Source organism: Bradyrhizobium sp. Pa8, from assembly GCF_052588265.1.
Genome location: NZ_CP176767.1, coordinates 1901888 through 1923255 on the forward strand (window position 1 = coordinate 1901888; position 21368 = coordinate 1923255).

14 protein-coding genes are annotated in these 21368 nt (G+C 65.5%); 7 read left to right on the top strand and 7 right to left on the bottom strand.

Annotated features, from left to right (window positions below; all coding sequences use genetic code 11):
• Positions 1–41: 41 nt before the first annotated feature.
• Positions 42–881 carry a Crp/Fnr family transcriptional regulator gene (locus tag ACKWRH_RS08640; protein WP_445220145.1) on the bottom strand — a complete coding sequence of 280 codons (840 nt, stop codon included), beginning with the start codon at positions 879–881 and terminating at the stop codon, positions 42–44.
• An 87-nt stretch (positions 882–968) separates the two neighbouring features.
• The gene (locus ACKWRH_RS08645; protein ID WP_445220146.1) at positions 969–1223 is read right to left on the bottom strand and encodes a hypothetical protein; all 255 of its coding nucleotides are present in this window, start codon (positions 1221–1223) and stop codon (positions 969–971) included.
• On the opposite strand from ACKWRH_RS08645, the gene ACKWRH_RS08650 reads away from it, so the two are divergent.
• The 3 genes from ACKWRH_RS08650 to ACKWRH_RS08660 are packed head-to-tail and all read left to right on the top strand — an operon-like array spanning position 1222 to position 4245.
• Complete coding sequence (locus ACKWRH_RS08650) at positions 1222–2604, top strand: ABC transporter substrate-binding protein (protein WP_445220147.1); 1383 nt, start codon at positions 1222–1224, stop codon at positions 2602–2604. The genes ACKWRH_RS08645 and ACKWRH_RS08650 overlap by 2 nt on opposite strands.
• 4 nt (positions 2605–2608) lie before the next feature.
• Complete coding sequence (locus ACKWRH_RS08655) at positions 2609–3409, top strand: ABC transporter permease (protein ID WP_445220148.1); 801 nt, start codon at positions 2609–2611, stop codon at positions 3407–3409.
• On the top strand, positions 3406–4245 hold the full coding sequence (locus ACKWRH_RS08660; protein WP_445220149.1) for an ABC transporter ATP-binding protein: 840 nt from the start codon (positions 3406–3408) through the stop codon (positions 4243–4245). Before ACKWRH_RS08655 ends, ACKWRH_RS08660 begins: the two co-directional genes overlap by 4 nt.
• Here ACKWRH_RS08660 and ACKWRH_RS08665 read toward each other — a convergent pair.
• The 4 genes from ACKWRH_RS08665 to ACKWRH_RS08680 form a co-directional block, all read right to left on the bottom strand.
• The gene (locus ACKWRH_RS08665) at positions 4242–5222 is read right to left on the bottom strand and encodes an LLM class flavin-dependent oxidoreductase (protein WP_445220150.1); all 981 of its coding nucleotides are present in this window, start codon (positions 5220–5222) and stop codon (positions 4242–4244) included. The two genes, ACKWRH_RS08660 and ACKWRH_RS08665, sit on opposite strands and share 4 nt — an antisense overlap.
• Positions 5219–5950, bottom strand: a complete 732-nt coding sequence (locus ACKWRH_RS08670) for a 4'-phosphopantetheinyl transferase family protein (RefSeq protein WP_445220151.1) — start codon at positions 5948–5950, stop codon at positions 5219–5221. The genes ACKWRH_RS08665 and ACKWRH_RS08670 overlap by 4 nt, the downstream gene beginning before the upstream one ends.
• Before the next feature lie 233 nt (positions 5951–6183).
• A complete protein-coding gene (locus ACKWRH_RS08675; RefSeq protein ID WP_014497648.1) occupies positions 6184–6354 on the bottom strand; it encodes a hypothetical protein in 171 nt (56 codons plus the stop codon).
• Positions 6355–6496: 142 nt separating this feature from the next.
• Complete coding sequence (locus ACKWRH_RS08680; protein ID WP_445220152.1) at positions 6497–12940, bottom strand: amino acid adenylation domain-containing protein; 6444 nt, start codon at positions 12938–12940, stop codon at positions 6497–6499.
• A gap of 134 nt (positions 12941–13074) precedes the next feature.
• Between ACKWRH_RS08680 and ACKWRH_RS08685 the strand changes: the two genes are divergently transcribed.
• The 3 genes from ACKWRH_RS08685 (at position 13075) to ACKWRH_RS08695 (ending at position 18385) form a co-directional block, all read left to right on the top strand.
• Positions 13075–16545 carry an ATP-binding protein gene (locus ACKWRH_RS08685; RefSeq protein ID WP_445220153.1) on the top strand — a complete coding sequence of 1157 codons (3471 nt, stop codon included), beginning with the start codon at positions 13075–13077 and terminating at the stop codon, positions 16543–16545.
• Complete coding sequence (locus ACKWRH_RS08690; protein ID WP_445220154.1) at positions 16542–17336, top strand: protein-L-isoaspartate O-methyltransferase family protein; 795 nt, start codon at positions 16542–16544, stop codon at positions 17334–17336. Before ACKWRH_RS08685 ends, ACKWRH_RS08690 begins: the two co-directional genes overlap by 4 nt.
• 95 nt (positions 17337–17431) lie before the next feature.
• Positions 17432–18385 (top strand): DUF6492 family protein, encoded by a 954-nt coding sequence (locus ACKWRH_RS08695; protein WP_445220155.1) that lies wholly within the window; start codon positions 17432–17434, stop codon positions 18383–18385.
• A 9-nt stretch (positions 18386–18394) separates the two neighbouring features.
• On the opposite strand, the gene ACKWRH_RS08700 is transcribed toward ACKWRH_RS08695, so the two are convergent.
• On the bottom strand, positions 18395–19462 hold the full coding sequence (locus tag ACKWRH_RS08700; protein ID WP_445220156.1) for an endo-1,4-beta-xylanase: 1068 nt from the start codon (positions 19460–19462) through the stop codon (positions 18395–18397).
• A gap of 354 nt (positions 19463–19816) precedes the next feature.
• On the opposite strand from ACKWRH_RS08700, the gene ACKWRH_RS08705 reads away from it, so the two are divergent.
• Positions 19817–21253 carry a lipopolysaccharide biosynthesis protein gene (locus tag ACKWRH_RS08705; protein ID WP_445220157.1) on the top strand — a complete coding sequence of 479 codons (1437 nt, stop codon included), beginning with the start codon at positions 19817–19819 and terminating at the stop codon, positions 21251–21253.
• Positions 21254–21368 lie beyond the last annotated feature (115 nt).

Consider the following 21368-nt stretch of genomic DNA (forward strand, 5'->3'; position numbering starts at 1 on the left):
AAGCCATGAGCGACAACGCCTCCCTGCGGGAGAGGTGAACCTCAATCCCTGAACAAAATCTGCTCCAGCAGGTCGATCCGCCTGATCCGGATGGTGCTGCCGTCGATGGCGATGATGCGGCGGTTCTGGAAACGCTTCAGCATCATCGTCACCCATTGCCGGGTCGAGCCGACCATGGCGGCGATCTGGTCATGGGTGATCTTGCGGTTGATGATGATGGTGTCGCCGTCGGCCGTGCCGTGCAACTCCGACAAAGTGAGCAGGAACTGCGCCAGTCGCTCGATCACTGAGCGCGTGCCGAGGATCTGCGCCATCGAGGAGTAGCATTTGCCCTTGGCGATGAGGCCGTCGATCAGCGCCAGCGCGAAGCTAGGCATGCCGGTCAACAGCTTCACAAGCGCGGGGCCGGAGAGTGTCGTGATCTCGCAGGCCTCTATGGCGACGCCCGACCACATGTGAATGCCACCGCCGGATATCTCGGGGCCTCCGATGAAATGTCCCGGCGTCCAATAGGCGAGCGTGATCTCGCGTCCCGACGGCGCGGTGTAGTAGACCCGCACCTGTCCGCGGCGGATGATGAAGATGCCGTCGTGGCCATCGCCCTGGCTGAACACCATTTCGCCCTGCGGCACCGAGATGATGCGGCCGGCCGCGTGCACGCGCGCCTGCTCCGACGCGGACAAGCGGTCGAGGAAATGCGCGCCGGCATTCAGCCCGTCGATCGTCTCGCTCATGAACAGCGCCGAGCTTGCGGGCCTTGCACGTGTGCTGCGGATTCGCCGCGTCTTATTGTGGTCGGTCCAGTCGAACGGAACGCCTGCATGAGGCCGGTCGGCGAAAGCGGCAGGCTCGGTCGCGGCAGCTTCCTTGAGTATGGTCATCGCAATCCGTCAGCTCTCCAGGGGCTTGCGACTAGGTAAGTGCGGCGGTGGTGCGATGTCCATCTCTTTGCGATCGTTCCAAATCACTTAGCAAAGCTTGATGTGTGCGGCGACCGACCGCGAAACGATTCCTCTCTCCATGGCTTCGGCTTGAGAAAATCCTTTGCGTCGTTGCGCGACGGAATCATGACGCGAACGTCCTGCGACGGCGATGCAAGTAATTGCTTCAAGCGTTGCGCCGCGCCTTCGATAGTGCCGGCCAGCGTTGTTGCCGGCGCGCGCCCAGCCTCCCGAGGACAGTTCGATGATCGAATTCAGCTCTTTGAGACTCAGTGTGGCCATGGCCATCACCGTTGCGATGTTCGCGCCGGCCCAGGCGGAGACGATCCGTGTGGCAGTCGGGACGCAGGACACGACGATCAATTGCGCGACCGGCGGACTGCTCATTCGCGAGCTCAAGCTGCTTGAGAAATATCTGCCCCACGATGGCAAGTACAAGGATGTCACCTACGACATTCAGTGGAAGAATTTTACGAGCGGCGCGCCGCTCACCAACGAGATGGTCGCAGGCAAGCTCGATTTCGGCGCGATGGCTGACTTTCCGGGCTCGCTCAACGGCGTTGCGTTCCAGAAGGCGGGACGCCGCAGTCTCTTCATCAGCGTGCTGTCCGGCAGCACCAAGGGCAGCGGCAACGGCATCGTGGTGCCGTCGAGCTCGCCGGTGCAGTCGCTCGACGAGCTCAAAGGCAAGACCATCTCGGTTCCCTTCGCCTCGACCTCGCACGGCATGCTGCTCCGCGCGATCGAGGCCAAAGGCTGGAATCCCGAGACCGACGTCAACATCATCACGCAGGCGCCGGAGGTTGCTGGGCCGGCCTTGCAGGCCGGCAAGATCGAGGCGCATGCCGACTTCGTTCCGTTCGCCGAACTGTTTCCGTGGCGCGGCTTCGCGCGCAAGATCTTTGACGGCGCGCAGGCCAATGCCCCGACATTCCACGGCGGGCTGGTCGATGCCGATTATGCCGAGAAATATCCCGAGATCGTCGTCGCCTATCTGCGCGCAGCGCTGGAAGCGGATCGCCTGATCACGGAAGAACCGGAGAAGTACAGCGAGCTGATCGCGAAGGTGACCGGCATCGAGGCGGAGGTCGACTACCTCTTTCACGGGCCGCTCGGTCTTCAGACCCGCGATGTGACCTGGAAGCCGGAGTACCGCCAGGCGGTCGCAACCTCGATCAAGACGCTGAAGCTGCTCAAGCGTGCGGACAGCGATCTCGACATCAACCAGTTCGTCACCGACAAGTTCGTCCGTATCGCGACCGCGCAGGCGGGGCGCAATTACGACTCCGAACTGAAGAACTATGCGCAGCTTCCGCTTCGCGCCAAGGACGCCGCAACGGGCGCCGAGATCAGCGACTTCAGCCGCGTCGCGCAGATCTGGGTCAAAGACGAGGCCCATGTGCGTCATTACGCGTCGCCCGAGAACGCGCTGAAGGCGCTCGCCGGCCTCGAGAAGGATGGCAAGACCATCCGCGTCGTATATGCGCAGGATCGTGAAAGCGGCATCAAGCTGTTCGCAAACCAGGCCTGGTTCGTGCGGTCGTCCAAGGGCGAGCTGAGCGCGTTCCTGCTCAAGCAGGCGGCCGAGGGCTGGTCGAAGAAAAACGGTGGCGCGGTGCTCGACTTCGCGGCCGCGCGCGAGTCCCTCGTCGCGAGCCGGTGAGGCGATGGCCACCGCTATCAAGGCGCGGCCTGCGGGCACCCGCTGGATGGTCCGCGGCCTTTCGATCCTGGCCTGCATTGCCCTGTGGCAGGTCGCTTCGACAACGCATCTCAATCTGGGGATCGTGACCTTCCGCAACGTGCCGCCGCCGGTCGAGGTCGTTCAATCCGCGCTCGCCCTGTTTCGTTCGCCGAAACTGACGGCACACGTCACCAGCAGCGTCTGGCGCGTGTTCGCGGGGTACGGGGCGGCGGTGGTGATCGGCGTACTCCTCGGCTTCGCGATTGGCCGCTCGCGCGCCGCGAGAGACCTTTTGCTGCCGCCGCTGGAATTGCTGCGGCCGATTCCGGCCGTGGCGTGGATCCCGCTATCGATCTTGATGTTTCCGTCGTCGGAACTCTCGATGATCTACATCACCTTCATCGGCGCGTTGTTTCCGATCGTGCTGAACACGGTCCACGGTGTTGCGAATGTCGACCGCCGGCTGGTCGCCTCCGCCCGCAGCCTCGGCGCGGGGGAGTTGGCGATCCTGAGGGAAGTCGTGCTGCCGGACGCCGCGCCGAGCATCGTCACGGGGCTTGCGATCGGCATGGGCACCTCGTGGTTCTGCCTCGTCACCGCGGAGATGATCTCGGGCCAGTTCGGCATCGGCTATTACACCTGGGAAGCCTACACGCTCCAGAACTACGCCGACATCATCGTCGGCATGCTGATCATCGGCCTGCTCGGCATGGGTTCGAGCTGGCTGCTGACGACGGCCGGGCGGCTTCTGATGCCCTGGCGTAGCCCGAAGGTGGCGCGATGAACATCCGGGTCGCGGATATCGGCACGAAGAGCGTCGGTCGGATCGACTTCGCCGATGTCTCGATTTCACTCGGATCGGGCGGCGACGCATTCGAAGCGGTCAGCGGTCTCGATGTCGCGATTGCGCCGGGCGAGCTCGTCTGCATTCTCGGTCCCTCCGGCTGCGGCAAATCCACGCTGCTCGGCGCGCTGGCCGGGCATTTGCCGATCACAGCTGGCCGTCTCACGGTCGACGGCCAGCAGGTCCAGAGCCCGAGCCCGGACCGGGGTATGGTGTTTCAGCAGCACACGCTGTTTCCCTGGAAGCGGGTGCGTGACAATGTCGCCTTCGGCCCGAAGATGCGGGGCCTCGCGAGGAGGGAGCGCGACCGCGCCGCCGACGCGATCCTGAAGCTGGTCGGCCTTTCCGGCTTCGAGGCGTTCTATCCGGCGCAATTGTCGGGCGGTATGCAGCAGCGCGTGGAAATTGCGAGGGTCCTGATCAACCAGCCGCGGGTGCTGCTGATGGACGAGCCCTTCAGCGCGCTCGACGCGCAGACGCGCGGCATGATGCAGGAGGTCCTGCTCGACATCTGGAGCAAGATCCCGACCACCACGGTCTTCGTCACCCACGACCTCGACGAGGCATTGTTCCTCGCGGATCGCATCGTCGTGATGAGCGCAAGACCCGGCCGGGTGATCGAGGATGTCGTGCTGCCTTTCGCGCGGCCGCGCAGCCACGATCTCGTGACCGAACCCGAGTTCGTGCGCCTGAAGCGGCATGTCATGCAGCTTCTGCGACGGCCGGAGGGCAGCGAGCCGCTGGCGCGGCTCAGTCCGCTCGGCGTGACGTCCTAAAACATCCCGCTCGCCGCGAGTGCCTTGCAGACGTGCTGCATCTCAGCCTCGTCGGCGACCATGTCGAGCATGATCGTGGTCAGGCCCTTCGCCGCAAAATCCCTCAGCTTTGTGCCGATCTCGGCGTAGCTGCCGACGAGATAGGGGCAGTCGGCCTGGAAGGTCAGGTACGGCAGCAGCCAGTAGCTATTGTCCTGAAGCTCGCCGCTCTGTCCCTCATACAGCCGCCGCTTCCACACGGAATCGCTGTTTTCCACGGTGAGCGCGAGCAGCTCGCGATCATCGGGATTGTCGCGAAAGCGTGCCTTCGCGGCCTGTCGTGCGTCCTCACGGCCCTCGCGGGCGAAGATGCCAACGTTCATTCCTGATACATCGAGGCCGCGATCGAGATCGGGCGGCAGCATCTGCATCTTGATGCAGCCGGTCTCCTTCGCCACGCGCTGCGCCGCCTCCGACTGGCCCGCGACCAGGAATTCCGGCATCAGCTCCGCCGGCAGGCGTGGGCGAAGTTGCAGATTGCTCGCGCGGTAGAACCGGCCCTCGAAATTCACCGGGCGGGGACTTTCCAGCAATTGGCGCATCAGCGCGACGAATTCGCCGAGCCGGACGTAGCGGTCGGCATGCGACTGCTCGTCGCCCAGCCCCTGCAGGTCGCTGACCGCGGTCCCCGTGATCATGTTGAGATAGACCTTGCGGCCGTGGAGCTGCGCAAAGGACGAGACGAATTTTGCCGCCGTGAACGGGTGCATGTAGACCGGATTGACCGCGATCAGCGGCGAGCTTCGCGTGGTCTCACCCATGATGTGCTGGGCCATCGCCCAGGGCTCGACGAACACGTCGTTGCCTTCGAACAGCAGGATGCCTTCGAAGCCGTTGCGGTCGGCGAACTGTGCCACCCGCATCAGCTCGCCGACATATTTCTTGGGATCGCGGTTGCGCGAGATCGCGGGGAAGACGCGCAGCCGCGGGGGCGTCATTCAGCCGCTTCCTGGAACGGCCAGGAATTGCGGGTGATGGGAAGGCCGCCGTGCGCACGGGAGCCATCGGCGATCGCGAGGCGATGCGAGGGCGACGGCGAGCACAGCGAGAAGCGCCATGCATCCGGATCGTCGGCGATATCGGGCTTGAAGCTGATCTCGATGGCCTCCCGGGACACCTGCATCGCGAAAGCGTCGAGCGGCAGATTGAGCCCAAAACCCCTTGCCTTCAAATAGGCCTCCTTGAGCGTCCAATAGTCGAAGAAGCGCTCGATCGCGGCGGGCTCAGGGAGGCCCCGCAGCGTTTCGACCTCCTCCGGCGCAAAGAAGCGCAGCGCGGTGGACAGTGGCGCGACCCGCCGTGACACGGTTTCGACGTCGACGCCGACGGTCTCATGCCCGGACACGACGCAGGCAACGCAGCCATCGGCATGGGACAGGCTGAAATGCAGCGCGGTCGAGGTCGCGGGCGCCGCGACAAACGGCCGCCCGTAGCGACCGGCCCCGAAGGACCAATCGGTGGGCGCGACGTTCGGTGCGGCCTGCGACAGCGCCAGGCGCAGCATCGCGTGCGCGAAGATGTACTGCCGCCGATGCCGCTCGAACATGAAGCGATCGGCGCGGATCCGTTCGTCGACCGAGAGCAGGCGGCGGCACGCATCGACTGCGCCCGGAGCGTCAATGGTCTCGATCAGTCCGACAAACAGTTCAATTCTGTCGTCTGCCATCAATAGGGCCCATGGCGTCAGGCGGAGGCCAAGTCTCCGGCCCTGACGGAAGAATCAACTGAGCAAGAATCAACTGAGCGGACCGCTTCTAACGGTCCACCCGGGCAATTTCTTGTCGATTTGCAGGCCGGTTTACAGGCGCAAGCTTGTGCGAGACCCCAACTCGACGAGCGAGCGGCCCATATCCGGAAAGTGAAGCCTGAGGATTCGTGCGGCGTCCCGGCCGACGGTCCTTACTTCTTCTTCTTCTTGGCTTTCTTCGCTCCGCCCAGCATCGAAAGGCTGGCGTCGACATCCTTGAGCGCGGACTGGAGCTTCTTCTTCTCCGCGCCCAGCAGCTTTTGCAGGGCTTTGCGGTCCTTGTCGCTCAACGAGGTACCCTTGGTAAATTTGATGAAACCCATAACAAACTCCCCCGGTTGAAAATAATCGTCCAAATCAAATCGAGAGAATAATCTTGCGCGCTGGCGCCAAATAATCAAGATGCAACTTGGTCATTCACAGCTTTGGCGAGTGAACCTGTGTTCTCCCGTCCCGTACAGCCGATCATGCCGCCCTGCGAGCGAGCAATCGGTCGAGCGGCGTGTTGGGGTGGGCGACGGCCGCGTCCAGCAGCGCGACGAGATTCGCCATCCACTCACCGACCCTGCGGCCATCGAGCAGCTCGCCCTTGTAATTGCATGAGCCGGTGATTCCGGTGGGGCGCTCCTTGAGCATCAGCGACAGCCAGGTCTGGTCGATCGGCAGCACCGGCTGGCCTTCGCGCGCGACGTCGCCGATCGATTCGATCGTGACGTCAGCCAGATCGAGCGGCTGGCGCAGCGGATTTTGCAGGGTGAAATAGACCTGGAGCAGCGAGGCTGGATTGATCCCCTCCTGCTCCAGATGGTCGGCCAGGATGTTGAACGGCAGCTCCTGGCGCGCATGCGCGTCGAGCACGCTCTGGCGCACCCGGGCCAGGGCTTGCGCGAACGACAGCTCCGGCGTGATTCGGGTACGGACGATCACCGTGTTCTCGAACGGACCGACGACCCGGTCGGTATCCGGCTGGGCGCGATTGGCCATGGCGGTCGCGACCGAAATGTCGTTGCGGCCGGTCTGCGCCAGCAGCAGGGCCTTCAGGCCGGTGAGAAGGCACATGAACAGCGTGCTGTTATGCCGGCCGGCGAACGCCGTGAGCCGGCCGATCAGCTCGCGCTCGAGGCTGATGGGGTGATGCCCGGTGGACGCGCCGGGGCTTGCTTCACCGTCGAAGACGGGGGCCGCGCCGCGCAGATTCTCCGTCCAGTCGGCGGCCTGGCGGCGGGCGGCGTCGGTGCTGCACCACCAGCGCTGCCAGCGGGCGACGTCCGAAAAGGCGAGCGGCAGTTTCGGCAGCGGCACGGACGGACGTCCGGCCAGCGCGGCATAGCGGTTGGACAGCTCCTCGAACAGCACGCCGATCGACCAGCCGTCGGCAATGGCATGATGCAGCGTCAGCAGCAGCACATGATCGTCGGCATGGAGCCGCAACAGCCGCGCCCGCAACAGCGGCGGCCGCGCAGTGTCGAACGGGGCGTAGGTCTCCTGCTCGATCAGGAGATCGATCTTCCTGAGTTCGAGGGCTTTGCGCCACTTGTTGTCGTGGGGACGTCCGTCGCTGATGACCTCGATCGTGAGGGCCGGTCCGAGCTCGCCGGGTGTGGCGACGCGGCTGGCGGGCTCGTCGCCGCTCCGGCCGAACCCGGTCCGCAGCGATTCGTGGCGGCGCACGATGTCGCCGAACGCCTGCGCGAGGGTGGTCGGATCGAGCGGGCCCTGGAGGCGGAAGGCAAAGGGCAGGTTGAACAGCGGCAAGCCCGGCAGGTTCTGCTCGATCCGCATCATCTGGTCCTGTGCGATCGAGAGCGTTGGGAGCCCGCTTTCAGCAGGCCGCAGCACGCCTGTCGCCGGCTTGCGCGGCTTTGCTGCCACGGCCTCGTCAACCCGCCGGGCGAGTTCTTCGATCGTCGGAGCCTCAAAGATGGTCTTGATCGGCAGCGACACGCCGAGCGCACGGGCGACGCGCGCCATCGCCTGGCCCGCCAGCAGCGAATGGCCGCCGAGATCGAAGAAATTATCGATTACCCCGAGGCTCTCGACCTTCAGCAGGTCGACCCAGATGTCCGAGAGCACTTTTTCGGTGAAGTGCCGCGCCGGCACGGCGGCATCCGGTGCGGAGACGTCCTGCTGCGCGGGCGCCAGCAGCGCCGACCGGTCGATCTTGCCATGGGCATTGAGCGGCATCTGGTCCAGGAACAGGAATGCGGACGGGATGGCATGGCCCGGCAGCCGGCTCTTCAGGAAGTCGCGCAGCTCGCTGGCGCTGCTCTGGCTGCCGGCCCTTGCGACGATATGGGCGATCAGCCTGACATCGCCGCTCGCCTCACGGCGCGGCTCGACGATGCCGGCGCGCACCGCAGGATGGTCGGCAAGCGCGTTCTCGATCTCCTTGAGCTCGATACGGTAGCCCCGGACCTTGACCTGATGGTCGGCGCGGCCGAGGCATTCGATGGTGCCGTCGGCGCGGCGGCGTGCGAGGTCGCCGGTCCGGTACAGCCGCGCGCCTTCCTGGCGCGAGAACGGATCGGGCAGGAAACGCTGCCGGCTCTGCGCGGGATCGTTGATGTAGCCGCGGCCGACACCGGCGCCGCCGATGCAGAGCTCCCCGGTCACGCCGACCGGCAGCGGCTGGAGGTTTTGATCGAGCACATGCAGCTGGGTGTTGGGCAGCGGCGCGCCGACCGGGACGTTGCTCGTCGCCGCCGCCGGCGCTTTGGTCAGGCGATGCAGCGAGACGTCGTCGGAACATTCCGACGCGCCATAGGCGTTGATCAGCGGCACCTTCGGGCAGCGGGCGAACCAGGCGCGGCAGAGATCGACGGGCAGCGGCTCGCCGGTCGAGATCAGGAGCCGCAATCCCGCAAAGGCGCGCTGGACCTGCGCGTCGTCCATGCGGTCGAGGATCACGCGTAGCAGCGACGGGACGATCTCGAGCACGCTGATCCCTTCACGCTCGATCTCCCGCGCGAGCAGGATCGGGTCCTGCACGATTGCGTTGGCGCAGACATGGACGCGCGCGCCGACCATGGGACCGGCAAGGAACTGCCAGACCGAGATGACAAAGCTCTGCGGCGCGGTCTGGGCGATCACGTCCGTGGCCGTAAGGCCAAGCTCGGAAATGAGCGACGCCAGATGGTTCGACAGCCCGCGCTGCTCGATCATGACGCCCTTCGGCGCGCCGGAGGAGCCGGATGTGTAGATGAGATAGGCGAGGCTCGCGGCCGCGCGCCGCGCGGCGCGGGCAGGCCTGGTCGATCCGGGTGCGATCGCGTCCTCGAGCGCGGCGACATGGATGCGCTCGACCAGCGGTTCGAGCAGCGCCTCGACCATGGCCGACTGGGCGCGCCCTGTCAGCAGCATGCGGGCGCAGCTCGATCCGAGGATGGTCGCAAGCCGCGCCGGCGGCTGGTCGGGATCGAGATTGAGGAAGGCTGCGCCTATGCGCTGCGCGGCGATCATCGCGGCGAGCAGGTCGGGTCCGCGATCCGCAAGCAAGGCGACAACGCTCTCGGCGCCGACACCTTCGCGAGCGAGCCAGCGCGCCGCCGCCTGGCTACGGCGCGCCAGCTCGCGATAAGTCAGGGAGGTGCGGCCGTCGGAGATGGCGATCGCGTTCGGTGTCTTCTTCGCCTGGCGCTCGAGGCGTTCGCAAAGATTGCCGCGCGTGGTGAAATTGGCCACCACGCCCTGGCGTTTCGCCAGCAACTGCCGGCGTTCGGCCTCCGTCAGGAGCGGCAGGCGCGAGATGCGCTGCTCCGGATTGGCGATCACGGCCTTGAGCAGGGTCTTGAACTGAGCGGCCATGCCTTCGATGGTCGCCGCGTCGAACAGATCTGTGGCGTATTCGAAGAAGCCGGTGAAGCGGCCGTCGGCCTCGATCAGTTCGAGCGTGATGTCGAAACGCGCGACTTTCGGGTCGACCTCAAGCCGCCGCGTCGACAGGCCGGGGAAACGTGCCGCCTCGATCGAGGCGTTCTGGAGGATGAACATGATCCGGAACAGCGGATTGCCGTCGCTCCGGCGCGCGATCTGCAGCGCGCGCAGCACTTCCTCGATCGGAAGGTCCTGGTTGCGGTAGGCATCCAGCGTGACCTGTCGCACCCGCCGCAACATCTCGCCAAAGCCCGGATCGCCGCCGAAATCGTTGCGCAGGATCAGGGTGTTGGCGAACAGCCCGATCAGTCGCTCGCTCTCGATCTGGTTGCGATTGGCGATCAGCGATCCCGTCGCGACATCCTCGTGTCCGGTGCGGCGGAACAGCAGGCACTGGAAAGCCGCGAGCAGTGTCATGAAAGGCGTGACGCCCTGGTCCTGGCTCAGGGCTCTCAAATCCGCCGACAGTGCCTTGGAGAATTCGAGATAGTGACGGGCGCCGTGACCGCGCCAGACCTCCGGCCGTGGCCGGTCGGTCCGCAGCGGCAGCGTGGTGACGCCGTCGAGCTGGGTCCGCCAGTAATCGAGCTGCTCCTTCGCCGCCGGCGTCTGAGCCCAGCTCTGCTGCCATAGCGCAAAGTCACGATACTGAAAGGCGGGGGGCGGCTGTATCGCCGCGCTCGTCTTGCGCGCGGCGGCATAATGGGCGGCAAGCTCCTCCCAGAACAGCCGTTGCGACCAGCCGTCGGTGACGAGATGATGGACGTTGACCACCAGCGCGTGGCTGGATTTGTCGAACGACAGCAGAGTGACCTTCAGCGGCGGCTCGCGCGCCAGATCGAACGGATATTGCGCGAGCTCGAGCGCCTCGCGCCGGATGATTGCGGCCCGCTTGTCCGCCGCGCAGGGCTTGAGCTTGATCCGCTCGAATCGCGGAGGTGATTGCAGCACAAGCTGCGCCGGCTCGCCCTGGCGTTCGATGAAGACCGAGCGCAGCGCCTCGTGGCGCGCGCAGATCGAGGCGAGGCTCGCAGAAAGCGCGGCAACGTCGACCAGACCCTTGAGAACGGCGACTTCGACGACGTTGTAATTGTAGCGGGTCGGATCGAGTCGCGAGAGCACATACATCCGCTGCTGCTGGAACGACAGCGGCGCGTCGGCTGCCGCCGCCTGGCGCCATGCGGGCGCCATCGTCTCGCGATGGGTTGTGGCGGTCTCGATCCGGGCTGCAAGCGCCGAGACCGTGGCGCAATCGAAGATGTCCTCGAATGAGAAGTCGACATTGAAGCGTTCGCGCAAGCGCGAGCGCATCTGCGTCGCCGCGAGCGAGTCCGCGCCGAGCGCAAAGACATCCTGGTCGATGCCGACCTGCGGCAGCTCCAACAGACCGGCCCAGATCCCCGCGAGCTGGGTCTCCAGCGCGTTGCGCGGCAATTGCGCTTCGTCGCCATGCTCCACGGTTGCGATCAGATCGGCCAGCGCGTTGCGCTTGACCTTGCCGCTCGCGCCTTTCGGCAGTGCGGCCACGCCGCGGATCAGGCTCGGCACCTTGTAGGCCGCAAGACGTTTGCGCGCGAACTGCCGAAGCTGGTCCGGAGTTGCTTCGGAATTCGGGCGCAGCACCACGACGGCGGCGATGTTTTCGCCGAGCTTCTGGTGCGGGACGGCGAACACGCCGGCCTCCAGCACCGCCGGATGGCTCAGCAGGACCTCTTCGACCTCCAGGGGCGATATCTTCTGTCCGCCGCGGTTGATGACGTCCTTGATGCGGCCGACGATGAAGAGATAACCGTCGGCGTCGAGATAACCGAGGTCGCCGGTCCGAAACCAGCCGTTGCGGAAGGCGGCCCGTGTCGCCGCCTCGTCGTTATAATAGCCGCGGCTCATGTTCGGCCCGCGCAGCATGATCTCGCCATGCTCGCCGCTCGCAAGCGTGCGGCCCGCCCCGTCCATGATCGCGATCTCCGGGCCCGCAGCGCGGCCGACCGATCCGACCTTGCGCAGCTCGAACGGATTGGCCGCGATCTGCGAGGCCGCTTCCGTCATGCCGTAGGTCTCGAGCACGGGAACGCCGAACATCGCTTCCAGCCCGTTCAGGATCGCGGGCGCGAGCGAGGACGAGGCCGAGCGGATCACGCGCAGCGACGACGACCGGGCGCGGTCCGGGTCGACCTCGGCCGCCGTCAGCAGCGCGCGATGGATGGTCGGCACCGCCGTGTACCAGGTTGGTCGCAGCTCCCGCATCCAGCCGAAGAAGGACAATGCGTCGAAACCGTTGGTGCAGATCACGCTGGAGCCCGCGGCCAGCGCCGTCAGCAGGCCGGAGATCAGACCATGGGCGTGAAACAGCGGCAGGGCGTTGAGCAGGCGGTCGTGGGCTGCGAGCGACAGCACGCGGCCGGCATTGTATGCGGACAGGCACACATTGCGCTGCGTCAGCGGCACCATTTTCGGCCGCGCCGCCGTGCCCGACGTTAACAGGATGAAGGCGTCATCGTCGCCGCGCGAGGCGCCGCTCGTGCTGGCCGGCCCGACTGCCGGGCCGATGAACGCGCAGCCGCCGAGATCGTCGTTCGGCCCCGGCACGAAATCGATCACCGCGATATCGAGCGCCCTGGCAACGTCACGACTTGGTGAATTCAGGTCGGCCCGGGTGACGAGGGCGGTCAGCTTCAATTCGCTGAAATAGCGTTGCAGCTCGTCGGCCGTCAGATCGGGATTGACGGGGACGCAGGCGCCGGCCGAGGCGACCGCGATCAGCGCCAGCGCGCTGTCGGCGCCGCGCGGCAGCGCAACGGCAATCCGGTCGGCAGGGGCAATGCCGAGCCCCCGCAGGGTGCGGATCAGTTGCTGGATCAACTCACCCAGCTTGCCATAGGTGAGGGCCGGCCGGCCCGGCGCGAGGAGAGCCGGTGCCGCCGGCGTCTTGCGCGCATAAAAGTCGAGAAGGCCGCCGATATCGGCAAAGGTCCTGGTTTCGGCGCCTGCGCTGTCCGAATCCTCTCCCGCTACGGATGCAATATGGGACAATGCCATTCCCTTTTGATCTGATTGAGCTATTCTTCCCAAGACTTACGGAACGCGTCCAGTCTGAGGTGAAGTTCGGGCCCCAAAATCTGTGGTTGAGGGGCCTAAGCCCTTCGACGGAGTGAAGGTCGGGCAGAATCACCATGCTGGAGAATGAGCCTGTTACGGAGACTGAAGGCGGGTTGAAGCGCTGGCTCGAAGGCGTCGGTCTTGGACATTACACCGATCTCTTCGCGCAGCACCGCCTCGATCTCGATGTCATGGGGGACCTGACGGAATCCGACCTGGTGGAGCTCGGATTGCCGCTCGGCGATCGCAAGCGGCTTCAGCGCGCGATGTCGGCGCTATTCCAGGCTGAGACCGCCGAGAAGCCCGATGCGGCGGCGCGCCCGCAAGTCCGGACGGAAGTCGGCGCCGAACGGCGTCAGCTCACCACCATGTTCTGCGATATGGTGGATTCCACCTCGCTGTCGGTGCAGTTCGATCCGGAAGACGTACGCGACATGATCGCGAGCTTTCGCGAGACCTGTGTCCGGGTGGTGAAGCATTACGAAGGGTTTGCCGCGCGCTTCGTCGGCGACGGTATCCTTGTCTATTTCGGCTATCCGACCGCGCATGAGGACGATGCCGAGCGATCGGTGCGCGCCGGGCTCGAGATCGTGCGGGTGCTGTCGACTGCGCGCGCGATCGAGCCGCGCGGTGCGCTCAGCCACGCCCCCGCCGTCCGCATCGGAATCGCAACCGGTCTCGTCGTGGTCGGCGACCTCGTCGGGCAGGGCACCGAGGAGCGCGATTCCGCGGTCGGTGAAACCGTCAATCTCGCCGCGCGCCTGCAAGGTCTGGCGCCGCCCAACGGCGTCGTGATCTCGTCCTCGACCCAGTCGCTGCTGAAGGGCAAGTTCGACTACCGCAATCTCGGTGTCCATGCGCTGAAAGGCATCTCGGAGAAGACGCAGGCCTGGCACGTGGTGCGCGCCTCGCGGGCGGAGACCCGCTTCGCCGCAGCCATGGGCGGGCGGCTGACGCCGCTCGTCAACCGCGAGGAAGAGATCGCGCTGCTGATGGGACGCTGGCAGCAGGTCAAGGACGGCGACGGCCAGGTCGTGGTCAAGTTCGGCGAGCCCGGCATCGGCAAGTCGCGCATTATCCAGGAGATCTTCGACCGGATCGCGGGCGACCGCCATGGACACGTCTCGTTCCAGTGCTCGCCCTATTACACCTCCACGGCGTTCTATCCGTTCTCCGAGCAGCTCAAATTCTCGCTCGGCCTCGACCGCGAGGATCCGTCCGCGACGTCGCTGGCGGGTCTGGAGATCGCGATCGCCGCCGCCCATGGCGACATCGAGCAGGTCACGCCGCTGTTTGCCGCGCTGCTGTCGATCCCGACCGGAGACCGCTATCCGCCGCTCGACCTGTCGCCGCAGCAGCAGAAGGATGCGACCGTCGCGGCGCTGGTCAATCATTTCCTCGGCCTTGCGCGCGACATGCCGCTGGTGATCGCGCTTGAGGATCTGCACTGGATCGACCCGACCTCCCGCGAGGTGATCGACCTCCTCGTTGAACGCGTGCAGAACCAGCCGGTCCTTGTCATCATCACCGCGCGCTCCGAATTCCAGCCGAGCTGGAACGCGCATTCGCACATCACCACGCTGGTGCTGAACCGCCTGAGCCGGCAGCTGCGCACGACGCTGGTCGAGCGCGTCGCGGGCCGCGAGCTTCCCAAGGAGGTGGTCGAGGAGATCATCGTCAAGACCGACGGCGTGCCGCTGTTCCTGGAAGAGCTGACCAAGACCGTTCTCGAATCCAACCTCCTGACCGAGCGGCACGGGCGCTACGTGCTGTCGGGCCCATGGCGGCAGCTCGCGATCCCGGCGACCCTCACCGACTCGCTGATGGCGCGGCTGGACCGGATGGGGCCGTTCAAGCGCATCGCGCAGATCGGCGCCACCATCGGTCGCGAGTTCTCCTACGAGACCCTGCACGCGGTCGCCAACACGCCGGCGGAGCAGATCGAGGCCGCGCTCAATCATCTGGAGGAGGCCGGGTTGATCATGCGCCGCGGCCATCCGCCCGGCGCGCTCTACTCCTTCAAGCACGTGATGATCCAGAACGCCGCGCACGACAGCCTGCTGCACAGCGAGCGGCGCAAGCTGCATTCGCGGATCGCGCAGGTGCTCGCCGAGATGTATCCGGAGAAGACCGAGCGCGAGCCGGAACTGCTCGCCCATCACCTCACCGAATCCGGCCAGAGCGAGGGCGCCGCCAGCTTCTGGCTCAAGGCCGGCAAGCAGGCGGCCAAGAGCGGCGCCAATCTGGAGGCGATCGGGCATTTGCGCCGGGGCTTGAGCGTCGTGCAGGCCAATGCGCGCATGCAGGGCGCCGACGAGATGGAGCTGGAGCTGCGCATCGCGCTCGGCAACGCATTGATTGCCGCCAAGGGCTACGCCGTGCAGGAGGTCGAGGAGAACTACATCCGCGCGCTCGAGCTCGGTCAGCAACTCGACGACGACGAGAAGGCCTTCGCCGCCACGCGCGGGCTCTGGGTCTGCCATTTCATCCGTGCCGATCTCAGCCGCGCGCACGATCTCAGCGTCGAGCTGTTGAAGTTCGCCAAGCGCGAACGGCTGAACGAGCGCACGCAGCCGGCGCAGCAGACCGGCTATCTGATCGAGGCGCACCGCTCGATCGCGATGACGATGCTCTATCGCGGCCGTTTTGCCGCCTCCCAGCACCATCTGCACCGCTGCATCAATCTCTACAGTCCCGATCTGCACTCCGATCTGATGGAGCGGCACGGCACCGATCCCGGCGTCGTTTCGCTGTCCTATCTCGGCTATCTCCTCTGGTTCCTCGGCCGGCCCGACGCGGCGCGCCAGCACAGCGAGCAGGCGATCGCGAATGCCGAGAAGATCCGCCATCCCTTCACGCTCGCCTTCGCGCTCGTGTTCGGCGCCTATCTGTGCCAGCATTTGCGCGATGTCGAGGGCACGCGCGACCACGCCAACCGCGCCATGATCATCGCCACCGAGCACAATTTCCTGCACTGGAAGCAGCAGGCGGCGATCCTGCGCGGCTGGGCGCTGGCCCAGCTCGGCGAGGCCGACGAAGGTCTCAGCCAGATGCGCTTCGGCCTCGACGAATACGAGGCGATGGATTCCTGGCTCGCTGGCTGCTGGTTCCGCTGCCTGCTGGCGGAGGCCTATGCCAAGGTCGGGATGCGCGATGCCGCCTTGCGCGCGCTGGACGGCGCGCTCGCGACCGCGAGACGGACCGGCGATCACTCCTATCTCGCCGAGGTCTATCGCCTGCAGGGCGAGATCACGATGTCGGACGGTGATCCGGCATCGGTGCAGGAGGCCGAGGACCTGTTCACCCTGTCGCTGGAGACCGCGCGCAAGCAGGGCGCGCTGTCATGGGAGCTTCGGACCGCCGTCAGCCTTGCGCGCCTGTCGCACGAAGCCGGCAAGCGCGAGCACGCAAGCCTCCTGCTTTTGCCGATCGTCGGCAAGTTCAGTGAGGGCTTTTACACCCCGGACCTGAAGCAGGCGATGCAGCTCCTCAGCGAGCTCGGCGGAGACGTGCCCGTCCTTGAACAGGCCGATGCGATGAAATGAGCGATCTTGCCGCCGCGCGCGCGCGTTACGTCGAGTTGATTGCGAAGCGAGAGCGGATCTCCTCACCACGCCTGCTCGAAGCGCTCGCCGCCATCCCGCGCGAGGATTTTCTGGCCAAGGGACCCTGGCGCATCAAGAGCGAGGCGGCGCGCAGCTATCGCCTGACGCCGGATGCCGATCCCGTTCATCTCTACGACAATGTGCTGGTCGCGATCGATGCGCGCCGCAAGCTCGACACCGGGCTGCCGAGCCTGTGGGCGCACTTCATCGATCTGCTCGACGTCGGGGAGAAGGACCGCGTGGTCCAGATCGGCTGCGGTCTCGGCTATTTTTCGGCGGTGTTGTCGAAGATCGTGGGGCCCAAAGGCAGGGTGCATGCAATCGAATGCGACGGGCGGCTTGCGGCGCGTGCCGCGAATTACCTTCGCCCCTATCGCAATGTCGAGGTCGTGCATGGCGATGGACGCGAGGAGATCGGCGAGCCGGCCGACGTGATCATCGTGCATGCCGGCTTCCCGCACCCGCATCCGCTCTGGCTGCAGTCGCTCCGTCCGCGCGGCCGCCTCCTGGCGCCGCTGACGCAGCGCGACCGCGAGGGCGCTGCCCTCAAGATCACGCGCAAGGGCAGGGGGTTCGAGGCCGAGGCGGTGCAGCAGATCCGGATCTTCCCCGGCCGGGGGCGCGGTGTGACCGCGCTCGACGACCGCGTCGCCGACTGGTGGCAGCGCGCCGCCGCACTCGCGCCGCTGCGTTTTCGCGGCATCGAGCAGGGGCTGCCGTCGGATGGCTAATGCTTCGTTTCGTTTTACCTTGATTCCGTTTGTGAGTTTCCAGCATCTCGCGGTGCGGCTATGAGTGCGGCTTGATGGCCATTCGAGCGCGCTCCATGCATTCCGTTGCCCTGCTGACCGCCAGCTACGCCAAGGATATCGAACGCTTTTCGTTGCTCAGCGAGAGCATCGACACCTGGCTCTCGGGATACACGCGGCATTATGTTCTCGTTAACGATGAGGACGTGCCGCTGTTCGCGCGGTTCGCGTCCGACAAGCGCGTCATCGTTCCGGCCTCGAATTATCTGCCGAAATGGCTCTGGGCGCTGCCGCCGGCGCTTCAGTTCCTCAGCAAGCGCCGCGTCTGGCTGTCGCTGCTGTCGTCGCCGGTGCATGGTTGGCACATCCAGCAGATCCTGAAGATCGCAGGCGTCCTCAACGCGCCGGAGCAGCGCGTCTGCATCCTGGATTCGGACAATTTGTTCTTCCGCGAATTCGACGTCGGCCATTATGCCGGCGCTGAGAAGACGCCGCTGTTCGCCACCCCGAAGGACATTGGCGCTGACCACCCGTTGCACGGGCTGTGGCTGCGCACTGTCGATCAGCTTCTCGGTATCAAGGAGCGCTCGTTCCCGGCCGACGACTATGTCGGCAACGCGCTGGTCTGGGACCGGGACACCGCGCGCGCGATGACCGACGCCATCAAGGCGGCGACCGGATTGAACTGGGTCTTGGCGCTGTGCCGGAAGAAGAAGTTCTCGGAATATCTGATGTACGGCCATTTCGTCGCGAACTCGCCGGCGCATCTGGCCACCCATCGGGTCACCGAGGACAGCATCGCCGTCTCGCATTGGGATGATACGCCGCTCGACCGGCTGGCCATCGAAGCGATGATGCGCGCGGCCTCGCCCGAACAGGTCGCGCTCTGCATCCAGTCCTATTCGTCGACCTCGGTCGACGACATTCGTGACGTGTTCCGCCTCAGCTCGCGTGATCGCCGCGCTCCGAGCCTGTCTCCTGAAGATATCGGTGATGCGGTCGAATTCGAAGTGCCGACGAAGACGCGCTAAGGCCGCGTCTCAGGCGTCTCTCGTGAACTTGCTGATGACGTCCATGAACGGCTTCGGCTTGAACTCGCCGTCGAGCGGCAACGGGCGGTTCGGCTGCTTGTCCGCGCGGGCGAAGGTGCCGTTGATCCAGCTATAGCGATCCGAGAGGCCCCAGGTCAGGATCGAGCGCACCGGCCCGCTGGTCGAGATCGCGGTCAGGAGGTCGTCGACGCGCTTGGCGACGATGGCGTCGCGCTCTGCCGGGTTGCCCGTCAGTTTCTGGTCGTCGACATCGAGCTCGGTGACGAGCACATCGAGGCCCCATGAGCGCAGCTCGGTGACGAATTCGGCGAGCCCATGCGTGTCGATCTCGAGCTCGGCATGCAGATGCGATTGCAGGCCCACGGCGTGCAGCGGCACGCCCTGGTCGAGCAGGTCCATGATGAGGTTGCGGTACGCCGCGCGCTTGGCAATGAACGAGTCCTTCGCCGACTCGATGTCATATTCGTTGATCGCGAGCTTGACGAAGGGATCGGCTGCGGCCGCCGTGCGGAAGGCCAGCGGAATCCAGCGGTTGCCCAGATGCTGCGTCCAGAACGTGTCGCGCCGGTCGGTGACCTTCTTGGGATTGTCCGGGATCGGCTCGTTGACGACGTCCCACGACGTCAGCTTGTCCTTGTAGTAGGACACGACGGTGCCGATATGGTCGACATAGGCGCGCTCGACGCCCTTGGTGTCCTTGATCTGCTTGGTCCAGTCCGGAATGTCGTGATACCAGGCGAGCGCGTGGCCGCGCATCGTCAGATCGTTCTCCCGCGCGAAATCCAGGATCGCGTCGGCGCGCTCGAAGTTGAACGTGTGCGCGTTCGGCCGCAGCATCGGCCATTTCAGCTCGAGCACCGGCACCACCTGGGTGCAATAGGTGCTGATGGCTTCGCCGAGCCTGGGATCGGCTTGCAGGTCCCAGAGCGTCGCCGCAGCGCCAAAGCCCGGACGGCGCTGCGCGAGTTTCGATGCCGGCGCGGCGGACGCAGATGCTCCCGCCGCGAGTGCTGCGGCGCCGCCGAGGAGAAATGCGCGTCTGTCGAGCCTGGTCACGGTAGGACGTTCCTTTTGGAACCAACGCGCCATCGTACCAAGCGGCGCCCTGCGACGCCGGGGTTTCCTGTTGTTGGGTTAACCTTTGCGGATGTCCGGTAGGTCAACGTGCGTGGTGCTGCATCGCTGTTCCAGTCTGGATCAGGGTTTCGTGTCGTGATAGCCGGAACGGCTCCTGGGAAAGGGCAAATTTAACGCTAACGCGCGAAAGCGGCCTCTCAGCCTCATTCGCCGCCCGATCTGCAGACTTATGTGACACTCTTGAGAGATGCTGCGGCGCAGTTCGTTCGCCCCGCCAAGGTCATTGATTAACGGCCGTCACCATCGCAACACCGTTGCCGGTCCTGTGCTCGCATGCTGAACCGCCATTTCTCGATCTATCTCGTCGCCTACATCCTGCCCGCGGCCGTGGGCTTCTTCGCGGTCACGGCCTACACGCGGCTGCTGACGCCGGCCGAGTACGGCGTGTATGTCGTCGGCATCAGCCTTGCCGGCATATTGGGCGCGATCTTCTTCGCCTGGATCAAGCTGTCGGTGTCCCGCTATCAGGCGATGTCGGCGGAGGTGGATTTTCGCGGCACGGCGATGGTCGCCTTCGCGCTGACGGCCGCGGTGCTCTGCGCCACCACGCCGCTGGTCTTTCTGTTCCGCAGCGACCTCAGTGTCGAGCTGCTGCTCGCCAGCATGTTCGTCGCGATCATGGCCAATGCCGTCGATGTCGGCCAGGAATTCGAACGCGCCAAATTGCGCCCCTACAGGTTCGCGGCGATCTCGATCGTGCGCAGCGTGTCGAGCGTCGGCTTTGGCCTGCTCGGCATCTGGCTCGGCTGGGGCGGGTTGGGACTGCTCGCCGCGTTCGGCCTGGGCTCGCTCACCGGCATCATTCTCAATCTCGTCGGCGATCGCACGAAGATCGCACGCTTCGAGCGCAGCCAGTTCATGCAGCTGGCGCGCTACGGCCTGCCGCTGACGCTGGCCGGATTGTCCGTTGCGGTCTATTCGGCCTGCGACCGGCTCATCGTCGCTTATCTGCTCGGCAAGGACGCCGCCGGCATTTTCGGCGTCGCCGCCGATCTGCCGCGCCAGTTCATGGTCATGATCGCCTCCAGCGTCGCCGCGGCGACCGTGCCGCTGGTGTTCCGGTCGTTGTCGGAGAAAAACAGCGAGACGACGCGGGAGCGCCTGACCGAGAGCCTCGAATTGCTGCTCGTCGTCGTCGCGCCCGTTGCCGTCTGGCTCGCGCTCGTGGCCGACCAAGTCGCGGGCACGCTCGTCGGCGTCGATTTCCGCGCCGGCGTGTCGGCGCTGCTGCCGACGCTGGTGCTCGCGCGCTTCTTCGGCATCGCCAATCAATTCTATGTGCAGATCAGTTTCCAGCTCGCAGAGCGGCCGTTCATGCTGGCGGCGCAGTCGTTCCTCACGCTCGTTCTGAGCGTGGCACTGATGTTCGCGCTGGTCGCCGGCTACGGCCTTTACGGCGCGGCGCTCGCCACCCTCGCCACTGAAGCGCTCGGCTTCGTCGTCGCCGTCGCCCTGATGCACCGCGCCCATCCCGTGCCGTTCGATGTCAACCGCCTCGCCGGCGTTGCGGCTTCGGCTGCGGCGATGGCGGGCGCTATCCTCATTGCGCGGACGCAGGTCGGCGGTACCGGTATCGTGGCGTTGATGGTCGTCAGCTCCGCGGGCGGGGTTGCTTACGCCGCTGCGGCCTGGCTGCTCAACGTCGCGAACGTGCGGACGTTGTCGCTGCGCTTCCTGCGGACGTTCAATCGCAAGGCGCTGGGCGTATAGCGCCCCGCGTGGAGAGCGCGCTTCCCGGTGTTCGCTGATATCAGGCAGGAAGGTGACTTCGCACGCGCCTACTGAGATGGTAACGGTCCCGCGTGGTCTCAACTCGGTCGCAGGA